An 11874-nucleotide genomic window follows, 5' to 3' on the forward strand; every position below is an offset into this window, starting at 1 on the left:
CGATCTGTAATATAAGCCAGGCATCCCGTAAATCCGCCCCGACCAAAATATTGGGGTCGATCGACTGGACATGATATTCAATCCAAGACGGGTAATACTTTTGACGTTAAATTGACACGCTTTGCTATCTCCTCTCTTCCTCCGTGTCCTCTGTGTCCTCTGCGGTTAATAAAAAAACTTCAGCATCATAAAAATTGGAAAATTTTACCGCAGCCTAGTAATCTAAAATTTAAAATTTAAAATCGCAAAATGCCCAATTCAATTAGCCAAGTTCAGCCGCCGCTGGAATTCATACCCCCAGCCTACAACCCGCTAGTGGTGCAAGGTTGTAAGCAAATTTTCCCGTGGTGGCTGCGATTTCGGACGAGTATCAGCCACGTTCAAGCCGAAAACGTCGAAACCCTAGCCGAACTATTCCACCAATTTCAAAATCAGAAAGTTCGCTTCTTGCTAGCCTTCCGCCATCCCAACTCAGACGATCCCTACTGTTTGGGACAACTAATTTGGAAACTCGTTCCCCAGGCAGCGCTCGCCAAAGGCATTCCCTTGCAATTCCCCGTACATTCCCACTTTATCTACGATCGTGGCATTCCCCTGTGGGCCGGTGCGGGAGTCGGCTGGTTGTATTCCCAACTCGGTGGCACTCCGATTGTTCGCGGGAAGATCGATCGTGCCGGATTGCGATCGGCCCGCAATTTATTTGCCAACAGCCAATTCCCGATCGCCGCCGCCCCAGAAGGCGCTACCAACGGTCACAATGAAATAGTTAGCCCCCTCGAACCGGGAATAGCTCAAATGGGCTTCTGGTGCGTTGAAGATTTGCTGAAAGCCGGACGCACTGAAAAAGTTGTAATTGTGCCGATCGGCATTCAATACCGCTATATCAACCCACCTTGGCAACCCCTAGAAAAACTTTTAACTCAATTAGAAATTGATTGCGGACTGCCACCATTAGATCGCACCGAAATCGAAAATTTAAATACTGCAAATTCCGATCCCGAAAACCACAATCACAAATTCCAATATTTGCGCCTGATTAGACTGGGCAGCCATTTGCTAGCAGTAATGGAAGAATTTTACAGCCGTTTTTATCATAAAACTTTACTGCCTGAAACATCTATTTTGACATCATTATCGCTACCAGAAAAAATGGGAAATGATTCGGGCAATGAAGTAATGATAGCTCGACTGAAAGCTTTGTTAGACGTGGGTTTGCAAGTAGCAGAAGAATATTTTAACTTAAAGCCCAAAGGCAGTTTAATAGATCGCTGCCGCCGTCTGGAACAAGCAGGCTGGGAGTATATTTATCGAGAAGATATCAAAGATATTGCAGCACTTTCTCCCTTAGAAAGAGGATTAGCCGATCGCCTCGCTGAAGAAGCAAGTCTTCGGATGTGGCACATGAGACTTGTAGAAAGTTTCGTGTCCGTTACGGGCAGGTACGTCGCAGAACAACTGACAGCAGAACGTTTGGCAGAAACAACTTTACTGCTGTGGGACGTACTGGCTCGAATCAAAGGGGGAAATCCTTTCGGTCGCCCCAAGTTGGGCAAACAGCAAGTACAAATGACCGTGGGCGAACCCATATCAGTGAGCGATCGTTGGGATCGATATCAGACCAGCCGCAGGTTAGCAGTTGCCGAACTCACTCAAGACTTACAATCAGCTTTAGAAGCAATGATTAAATCTTAATTACTCAGATAAACAAGAGCTTCTAGGGAAGAAGGAATATATATGTTTATTCACTACGTTTTTTTTGGTGAATTATAAACAAATTGTTATAGACTTTTGGAAGAGGTCTAATGAACCGCAAACCCTCGCTCGACAATGAACCAATAAAAATTAGCGATGACTAACAAACCTATCGATTTGTCTACTAACTCAATTAAGGTAAAACTGCTAAATAATTTAGCGCAGGAATTGCTCACACCACTTACTTCTGTCCTCGGCATGGCAAGCGTGTTGAAACAAGAAATTTATGGCCCCTTAACGAGCAAGCAAAAAGAATATATTGACGTTATCCAAGACAGCAGCCGCTCTTTGCGATCGCTAGTTGAAGAAATTTTGGAACTGGCAGAACTAGATGATTCCGCTTTCACATTGAAGCGAACCGCAGTTGATATAGAAACTTTGTGCCAGCAGGTTGTGACAATCCTGTCCTCGGCGGCAAGTAGACGAGAGCAAGAAATTAATTTGTCGATGGGGCCCGGGTCGCGCATCTGGTTGGTAGATAAAGATAAGGTTCAGCAAATGCTGCACCACTTAATTTTTAGCATTATTCAATCTGCTGGGGCAGGCAGCGTGATTCGAGTCCACGTTTCTCGGAAAGAAGACGGTATCAACATCGGAGTTTGGGTTTTTCATCCTTGGTTAGGGGAAAGTTTGCCCCATGCTAAACTCTACACCGACTACTTGTTGAATGCCGGATCTGGTAGCGGTTCGCCATCGAACTCCGAAACCGACTCCCTCGGACTCGAACCGCAATTCCCGACACAGGGTTCGCAGCGCTTAACGCTGGCGTTTTCTGAGTTGGCGGCTTTGGTTGCACAGAATGCAGAGGATAGCGCACCTGTTTTAGCTGGTTACGGGGCGCGGGAACGCTTGGGGCTGCTGCTTTGCTGCCAATTGGTGGAAATTCAAGGCGGTCAACTCTCGATTCAAGGAACCCCGGAATCTGGATATCGCTACGTGCTCTGGCTGCCCTGCACAAATGCTACGGAATTGTTGGAAGGCTAAAGAAGGAAGTTCGGCAACGGATTTCTAACGGATGTAACGGATGGAAAGAAGAAGGAAGAAGAAACAAGTCATTTGTTAATTAATACTGAGATGTTGCACCATTCTCAATAAGCCTATTAGGCGCGGGCTCGCGTGCCCCACCCACAAGAAATTTATTCTTTGGGGAGCCGACCAGAAAAGTCTTCAGGAAGAATGGCGCAAGATTGGAGTTACTACCAATTGTCCATGCTTTTAGACTCAATTCCCCATTCCCAATTCCCAATAATCAATCTAAAAATGAATTCAGTTTGGCAACAGTTAACTCTGGCAAATTTGCCACTCTCTCAGTGGCAAAGTAGAAGTTATTTATTCAATTTGGCGATCGGCTCTTTACGCAGTTGGCGACAAAGTAGCTGGCTGATGCAATGGGCAGAATCCTTGGGTTTTGTTTTGCTGGCCTTGACTTTCGGTTTGGCGCCGTTTGTAAACAATGCCTTGGTGGGGGTGTTGATGGCGGCTAGCGCTGCATTTTGGGTGCTGCTAACTGTTTCGGACGATCGCCCGATCGCCTTGAGGCCGATTCACTTGCTGGTACTGCTGTACTGGGGCATTGCCACCGTCGCAACCGCCATGTCGCCGGTGAAAGTCGCCGCTGCTACTGGTTGGAGCAAGCTAACGCTGTATTTGCTGTTTTTTGCGCTGATGGCTCGGATATTGCGATCGCCCCGTTGGCGATCGTGGTTAATTGCCGTATTTTTGAACGTCTCTTTAATTGTCAGTTTCTACGGCGTGCGGCAGTGGATTGACAAAGTGCCACCATTAGCTACTTGGAACGATCCGACTTCTACTCAAGCCAATGTCACGCGAGTTTACAGTTTTCTGGGAAATCCTAACTTGCTTGGTTCCTATTTGCTGCCGGCCATTGCATTGAGCGCCGCCGCACTTTTTGTGTGGAAAGGATGGGGAACAAAAATTTTAGCATTGACCATGCTGGTGGTGAATTGCGCGTGTTTGCGCTACACGGACAGCCGGGGTGCTTGGATCGGTTTTGTGGCTCTACTGGTGGTATTTTTAGTGCTGCTGTGGTACTGGTACAGCCCTTTAATGCCTCGGTTCTGGCGAACTTGGGCGCTGCCGTTAGGGCTAGGAGGTTTGGCGGGAGCCTTAATTTTAGGAGTGGCTTTAGTGGAGCCTCTGCGCGATCGAGTTTCGAGTATGTTTATCGGCCGAGGTGACAGCAGCAACAATTTTCGGATTAATGTTTGGACGGCGGTGGTTGACATGATTCGCGATCGACCAATTCTTGGAATTGGGCCGGGAAACACTGCTTTTAATAAAGTTTATCCGCTTTATATGAGACCGAAATTCACTGCTTTGAGCGCTTATTCCGTGCTGCTAGAAATTGCGGTGGAAACCGGTTTTATCGGTTTAATGTGTTTCCTTTGGCTGATGACTGTCACCGTCAATCAAGGTTTGTTGCAGATCAAACATCTGCGGGATTCACAATTTAAGATCTCTAGGTTAGAGGAAGAATCCCAAAATCCCAAATCTCAAATCCCTAATCTCAAATCGAATCAGGGGTTTTGGTTGATTGGGGCGATCGCAACTTTAGCCGGCATGATGGCCCACGGTTTTGTCGATACCGTTTGGTACCGACCAGAAGTTAATATGCTGTGGTGGTTGATGGTGGCGATTATTGCTAGTTTTTACAGCAACTCGAGCCATCAGGAAGATTCAGCTTTGACCGAGGGCGAGTAGATAGAATTGCTGGCGGGGATTTTCTCCCCGCCCGGTGCGGATGCGAGCAAGAGGGTGTTGCTCCTGACACCATCCGCTTTCGCAGCAATTGAAACCCTTGTCCAGCAAGTATTCGACTCCTTATTTCTCAAATACCGCTCCTCCAAGTCCTACGAATACTCAGTTAGCCACAGCAGTACAGTCACTACTGCTTTGGCTAACAGGAATTTCAATCCAGAATTCAGCCCCTTGACCGGGTTCAGAAAAGCATTGGAGGGAGCCACCATGTTTAGCAACTACAATTTGATAGCTAATTGACAGTCCCAATCCAGTCCCTTTACCAATAGGTTTTGTGGTGAAGAAGGGGTCAAACAACTGTTGTCTAACCTGTTGCGTCATCCCCGAACCGTTGTCTTGAATTTGAATCACCACTCTTTTAGAATGACTAGGCTGAGTATTGTTAGTAAATAACTTAGTCCGAATTGTGATGCAACTTGGATTATTGAGTGCGTCTTTCGCAGAACGCTGAGCGTTGTAGTTATCTAAAGCATCAAGCGCGTTTGCCAGAATATTCATAAATACCTGGTTCAACTGACCTGCATAGCACTCTACCTTTGGTAAATCGCCGTATTCTTTGATAACTTCAATGGCAGGAGAATCGGGTTTTGCTTTCAGCCGATTTTGCAAAATCATGAGTGTGCTGTCAATTCCCTCATGGATGTCAACAGGCTTCATTTCTGCTTCATCCAGTCGCGAGAAGTTTCGCAGGGATAGGACAATTTGACGAATGCGATCGGCCCCTACTTTCATTGAACTCAGTATCTTGGGCAAGTCTTCAATCAGGAACTCCAAGTCGATTTCTGTAATCTTCTCCTCAATTTGGCGGTTGGTCACAGGATAGGTCTGTTGATAAAGCTCCACTAAGTCCAGTAAATGCCCCGTATACTCAGCAGTGTGGATCAGATTGCCGTAGATGAAGTTCACTGGATTGTTGATTTCATGGGCCACTCCAGCCACCAGTTGCCCCAACCCTGACATTTTCTCAGTTTGAATTAATTGGGTTTGCGTGCGTTGCAGTTGCTCTAGGGTGGCAGAGAGATGTTGATTTTTCTCGTGCAATTCCTGAGTTCGCTGATCCACTCGCTCTTCCAGCGTGTGGTTTGCTTGCTCCATTTGCGCTTTTGCCAGGGCAAGCTTGTTGTATAGCATTGCATTTTGTAGCGAGATCGCTGCCTGCGCCGTGAGCAACCGCAGAACCTCCATACGGCTGCGGGTGAAAGCGGCGATGGTCAAATTATTTTCCAGATACACCATGCCAATCAGATTGCCGCGATTACAGATTGGCATACACAGCAAGCTTTTGGGCTGTTTTTGAATCATGTAGGGATCGGTGGCAAAGGTCGTTTCCTGTCGCGCATCATCCAGCACTAAAGGCTCGGCAGTGCGGGAAACATAGTTGACAACGGAGTGGGGAATGTCGCGGCTCGATCGCAGGAGTCGCGAGCGCAAGCCAAACGCCGAATTTTCACCGAGTTGGGAGCGTTGGGTCCCCACTTCTAACGGAGTTTCGAGCTCAATATTGGTCGCGGTTTGGGCCACAATCACCCAATTTTCCTCATGTCGCAGCAGCAGTACACATTTTTCGGCTCCGGCATTTTCAACCACTACCTGCATCAACGTTGCCAGTAGCTTCTCCAACTCAATTTCTCCGGCCAGCGCATGAGATGCTTTGATCACCGTTGCCAAATCTAGAGCTTCGGAAATGCTGGAACTGCTACTACGTCCCGCCCCGGTGGTGGTGGAGCGAACGGCCCGGATGGGAGAGCTTGCGTCGTCGCCCTGCACGATCGGAGTCAAGAGTTGGGGATAGCGGTGTTCCAGGTCATCTAGCTTTGCCTTCGCGCCCCAGCGTCCGTAGGCATAATAGGCATTCGTCAGGTAAACCTGAGCGATCGCTTCTTTGCCCCAGTCTAGATAGAATCGAGCTGCAAGTTCGTTGGCAAGGGCTTCTTCTTGCGTGTATTCGTTGGCTTTGGCCGCCGCGATCGCGCGATCGTAGTGATCGAGCGCGACCGCCGTTTGACCCAACACCCGACACCGTTCCGCTGCCACCAACTCAAATTTATGCAGATAATTCATGGGCGCATGACTGGCCAAGGTTTGCATTTTTTGCTGGTTCTCAGTCACTCGTTGCAGCAATTCTGCCTGTTCCAACAATGTAGCAGTAGGATAGGCAGCCAGCGCAGTGAGCGAATCATAAAACTCAAAGACCGGAATCGTGGCGTATCCGGTGCCTCCTCCTAGATACTGTCTGGCTTGAGTAGCAGTTGCGATCGCCAAAGACAGATCCCCAAACAGATAGCAGAGAATTAGTTTATGAACGTAGAAATAGTGAAGTCCTGTAAATTCATTTGCAGCAATTAGCTGAGGTAATAATTCTTCCTCGTTCAATGCTTGACCAGTCATAACACAAGCATTCTGAGCCTTGCCTAGTAAGTTAAGAACCGCTTGATGATAGATCCGGCAGTAGTTGAGGGTGGTAGTTAGTTGGAAATTCTCCAGGACAAGACTATAAGCCTGCATATCTTCCTCTAGCCGAGGCAGTTCCCGCCCCAGGAAATAGGAATACTGACAAATATCTTTCGCATTGAAGCCGACGTAATAGATATTTCCCGTGTCGAGCGCAATTTTATAGCCTTCCAACATCAACTGCACAGCATTCTGGAGATGAGATTTCAGATAGATGATGAAAGCACCCACGACATATAAAACCGTGGGCTTGATGACGTTGATATTCAACTTGGCATTCAACCCTAACGCCAATTTGCCCACCCGAGTGGCCACTTCAACGTCTTGCAAAATCCCGTTTAGAAGAATTCCGTAGCAGGCATAGCAGAACGCAGAAAAGGGCGCATTACCATACTGAATCGAGGCTTTCACCTGCGACAAAATGAGCAACGGAAACAGATTTGGGGCGGCAATATAAACAGCGGGAGCCACACTGGCCACAATTTGAACAACCGCCAGTTTGTCTGCCGCCGTCATCATCGGCAAATCGACCAGTTCTTCTGGATTACGCCCGCCCAGCAGAACAGCCGTTTCTTGGAGGGCTGCCTGAATGTCAGCCGGGGTGGGTTCAAGAGGAAAAACCAGGCCGAACTGTGCCATTGCTTGCCGAGCGATCGCGATCGCAGCCAGCACATTATTTTGGGCTGTATAGGCCTGAATTTTGATGTCGTAAATGCCCACGCGATCGAGCAAAGTCTTGGCTTGCTGCATCACGGCCTCACCCAGTTCCTCCATCTGCTCATAGGCTCCGCAGAGATAAGCTGCTTCAGCCGCTGACTCATGCAGAGACAGGGTTAACGCATACTGACGATGCCAGCAGTCCGATCGCAGCAAGCGGATTCCCCCGGTCAAATACTCAATAGCAGCTTTGTGTGCGGTGGAAGCGAGGGCTTTTCGTCCTGCGAGCAGGTTGAGTTGAGCGAGTTGCTCCCGCTCGTCGTGCGATCGAATCAACTCGATACCGATATTCAGGTGATTCACAATCTCAAAAACGTTGGCTTCTCGCTCGGCTTCTGGCACATTGCTCAACAGCCGTTGCCCGATTTTGAGATGAGTCGCCTGTTTGTCATCGTCTGGAATCAACGAGTAGGCTGCTTGTTGGACGCGATCGTGAAGAAAGTGGTAGGAGACGATCTGTTTTTCCTGAGCGTTAGGGATGGGTGCATTTTCTGTCACAAGTGTCCAACCATCGGCCGGGAATAATTTGTATCCCTCGTCGCCCAAAGGCAAAATCACTCCTTCTTTGAGGGCTTGCCATAAAGCAGCAGCCGTCTCTGTGGGAGATTGCTCATACACAATCGCCAACGTTTCCAGGTCAAACTGGTTGCCAATACAAGCCGCCAGTTTCAAGACATTTTGGGTTTCCAGCGACAACTTCTGCAATTGCTTGGCCACAAATTCCACCACATCCTCAATCAGGCTCATAGCGCGGATTGGGGCGATGTCATAATGCCAACCGCCCACGGAGGCATCAAACACAATCAGTCCATCGTCATAAAGCGATTTAACAAGTTGAATGCTGAAAAAAGGATTCCCCTGGGTCTTTTGATGCACCAACTTTGTCAAGGCCATTGCTTGCTCTGGTGAGGCATTTAGAGTATCGGAAATCAAGCAATTCAGGTGGATGGGGGTTAAGGGAGCTAGAGCAATTTTATTGACCGTGACCGATGCCTGCTGCAGTTCTTCGATCATCTGCATTAACGGATGCGCGGACGAAACTTCGTTATCCCGATACGCGCCCACCAGCAGCAAATAGTGGCTTTTTGCTTCGCTCATCAGCAGTTGCATCAGCTTGAGCGAGGCGGAGTCTGCCCATTGCAGGTCATCCAGAAAAACCACCAGGGGATGCTCTTGCGTGGTGAAAACCTGGATGAACTTTTGGAACAACAGATGAAAGCGATTGTGGGCTGCACTGCCGGACAGTTCCGACGCAGGAGACTGCTCACCAATGATTCGTTGGAGTTCTGGAATTACTTCGATGATCACCTGGCTATTCTCCCCCAGTGCCGCCAGAATCTTGGTCTTCCATAGATCGATCTGGGCATCGCTCTCGGTCAGCAGTTGCCCCATCAAGTCGCGGAACGCCTGCACCAACGCCGAGAAGGGGATGTTGCGTTGGAATTGATCGAACTTGCCTTTGATGAAGTACCCGTGTTGGCGCACGATCAGCTTGTGCACTTCGTGGACGACGACCGTTTTACCCACGCCGGAAAAGCCTGCCACCAGCATCAGTTCGGTGGCACCCTGCTGCACCCGCTCAAAGGCTGCCAGCAGCATGGTCACTTCCGCTTCCCGACCATACAGCTTTTCAGGAATCACGAAGCGATCGCAAGTATCCCGGTATCCCAGCTTAAACGGCACAATGATGGCCGTTGCGTTCCATTGATGCAAACAGGTTTCCAGGTCGTGCTTCAGTCCCCAGGCGGTCTGATAGCGATCTTCGGCATTTTTCGCCATCAGTTTGCTCACCACCTCCGAGAGGAGCTGGGGCACGGCAGGATTCAGGTTATGGACGGCGGGGGCTTGTTTGGCGATGTGGCAATGTATCAGTTCGAGCGCATCGTCCGATTGAAACGGTAACTGGCCAGTGAGCAATTCGTAGAAGGTGATGCCTAGCGAATAGAAATCGGTGCGGTAGTCAATGCCCCGGTTCATCCGCCCGGTTTGTTCGGGGGATAAATACTCCAGCGTCCCTTCCAGCACTGAAGGACTGGTCAAAAGTTGCGTTTCTCTGGGCAGCAGGGAAGCGATGCTAAAGTCAATCAGCTTAATCTGCTTGGTTGTGGGATGAATTAAAATATTGGCAGGCTTGATATCTTTATGAATAATGCGATGACGGTAGAGATTGTGGAGCGATTGGGCAAGGGCGATCGCAATCTGCAAAAATTCTGTGAGAAACAGTGGCTCGTAGCGAGGAGGCTTATGAAGTGAGGTGTTCACTTCAGACTGCTGACCCCAAAGCGCTGCATACTCCTTGAGTGAAATTCCTCCGAAGTCCTCCATAATTAGAGCAAGCTGATTTTGGTAGGTTTCCAGACTATAGAAACGGACAACATCAGCCATGTTCAAACTTTGGGCGATCGCATATTGGTTCTTGAATTGTGCTAATTCAACCAGGCTGGGATAAGCCGTTTTTAGAAGTTTGATCACAACGGGGGTTAGATCCGACTCGCGCCAGCCCCGGTAAACCACCGTTCTGGAACTGGTGTAAATCATTTCATGAATTCGATATCCTGGAATTCCAATCAAGCTCTTTAGCATAAACCCTATTCAAGACAATGGATTCATTCTATCCACTCTCAAGGTTACTTTCACACTACACTCATATTTTTTTCAGCATAAACCGATGGAATAGATAGATCACAAGCCATGTGTAAGTATAAACATAATACTACTGAAAAACGATGGTAGAACAGAAGTGTTATCCGTTATACCATCGCTACAATAACTGACCAATGGCAATAAATTAGACGGCGCTCAACACTGGCTCTGAAAGAGCCGCCTTGCCAAACGGATTTTCGTAGGAATGAGTTTTGATGTAAACCAAAAATTCATTGACCAGTTCTGCAAAATAGTCAAAGGCGACATCAATAAACTCCATCGCTTGTTGGCGAATCTCCTCTGGCACTTCAAGTTCTCTGATGGCTTGCACAGAGGCTGGAGTATGGAGCGTGTGGGTATTTTCAATGTGATTGTGGCACATACCAAAATAGCGTAATTCATCCCCTGTCATGGCTTGCAGTTGCATTGCCACCGGATTGGTTGCCCGGAAAAAAACATTGGCTGTGACTTCAGAAACCTCGATCGCCACCAGCTTCATGATCGGATCGGCTTCGTAGGTGTAGCGTTCAAACAGAGGAAGCATGGAGCGAGATACCTTGGTGTGATCACTCCAAATGAATCGCACAACGTCGCTGAAAGGCATGGAATAATTCATGCCCATCTTCTCCATATCTTCCAGCAGCCATTGCCAGTGAAAATGTTCTTCATAAGTGTGCCGATTCACGATTTCTTGAATCTTGTTTGTCGTGGGTTCCTGTCGCAAAACCCGCTTGCACAACTCGCTGAACTCCAGCGCCAGTGGGGTAATCACTGGCGCAAATGCCAGTTTTTGGCAAGGCTCCACACTTTCATCTTTCATATACTCGAAAAACGGCAACTGAGCAAACTCCAGATTCTTTTTCTCTATTATATCTAGAAGTGTTTTCATCTCAATTTTCCTCAAGTAATGGGCAACTATTTAGGAGTTGAAGTTAGCTATACCCAAATTTCCCCTGTTCCAAGGAATTTGAAATAGCGGCTTATTCGTAACAGGAAATTTTTTAAAATCTCCTCACATTAAGGGCAATCAGTCAAATAAGATCAGACTGATGCAGTCACAACTTGGAGTCCCTAAAAATGAGTGAAGGCACTTTCATCGCTTCAAGCGATTGTAACTTAAAATTTTTGTTAGAGCCATCAGGAAAACTACTGTTTAGCCAACTGTCCAAACTGCTCATTCAATACTGAGTATTTCCCATTATTCAGTAATTATACGGAGGCTACTGATTGCTTTTTATTTATCTGAAGCACTTTGAAAATTAGAGGTTATCGGTAAAATTTGAATCTCAAATTTATATAATCCAGTTTCAGTCTAGGTTTCGTCCTGCCTAAATTTGTTAGCCTAACTAAGTAAATCTACGATTATGTAGATATACTGACACGGACTACTGTGATAGGAGGACAGAGACTGTTATCCTATAGCAGACTCAACAAAAAAGTCTGGGTCATGTCATATCTTATAGCCTTTCTCAGAAAGATGAGGTATGATGTTACTGACACTCATTCATGAGGGTCAAACAGAGAACACACATC

5 protein-coding genes are annotated in these 11874 nt (G+C 47.6%); 3 read left to right on the forward strand and 2 right to left on the reverse strand.

Annotation, left to right across the window (positions count from 1 at the left end; genetic code table 11):
- Positions 1-249: 249 nt before the first annotated feature.
- The 3 genes from QUA24_RS23100 to QUA24_RS23110 all read left to right on the forward strand — a co-directional run bounded on the left by QUA24_RS23100 (position 250) and on the right by QUA24_RS23110 (position 4473).
- Positions 250-1692: a 1-acyl-sn-glycerol-3-phosphate acyltransferase gene (locus QUA24_RS23100; RefSeq protein WP_333232368.1), complete on the forward strand. Its 1443-nt coding sequence runs from the start codon at positions 250-252 to the stop codon at positions 1690-1692.
- 156 nt (positions 1693-1848) lie between these two features.
- The gene (locus QUA24_RS23105; protein ID WP_333081781.1) at positions 1849-2736 is read left to right on the forward strand and encodes a histidine kinase dimerization/phospho-acceptor domain-containing protein; all 888 of its coding nucleotides are present in this window, start codon (positions 1849-1851) and stop codon (positions 2734-2736) included.
- A gap of 276 nt (positions 2737-3012) precedes the next feature.
- Positions 3013-4473, forward strand: a complete 1461-nt coding sequence (locus QUA24_RS23110; RefSeq protein ID WP_333232370.1) for an IctB family putative bicarbonate transporter — start codon at positions 3013-3015, stop codon at positions 4471-4473.
- A 159-nt stretch (positions 4474-4632) separates the two neighbouring features.
- Here the strand turns inward: QUA24_RS23110 and QUA24_RS23115 are convergent, their stop codons facing one another.
- Entirely contained in the window at positions 4633-10281 is a 5649-nt protein-coding gene (locus QUA24_RS23115; protein ID WP_333232372.1) for an AAA family ATPase, read from the reverse strand.
- 205 nt (positions 10282-10486) lie between these two features.
- On the reverse strand, positions 10487-11230 hold the full coding sequence (locus QUA24_RS23120) for a hypothetical protein (RefSeq protein ID WP_333232374.1): 744 nt from the start codon (positions 11228-11230) through the stop codon (positions 10487-10489).
- Positions 11231-11874 lie beyond the last annotated feature (644 nt).

This window comes from Microcoleus sp. Pol12B5 (assembly GCF_036701335.1).
In the GTDB taxonomy this organism is placed as follows: domain Bacteria; phylum Cyanobacteriota; class Cyanobacteriia; order Cyanobacteriales; family Microcoleaceae; genus Microcoleus.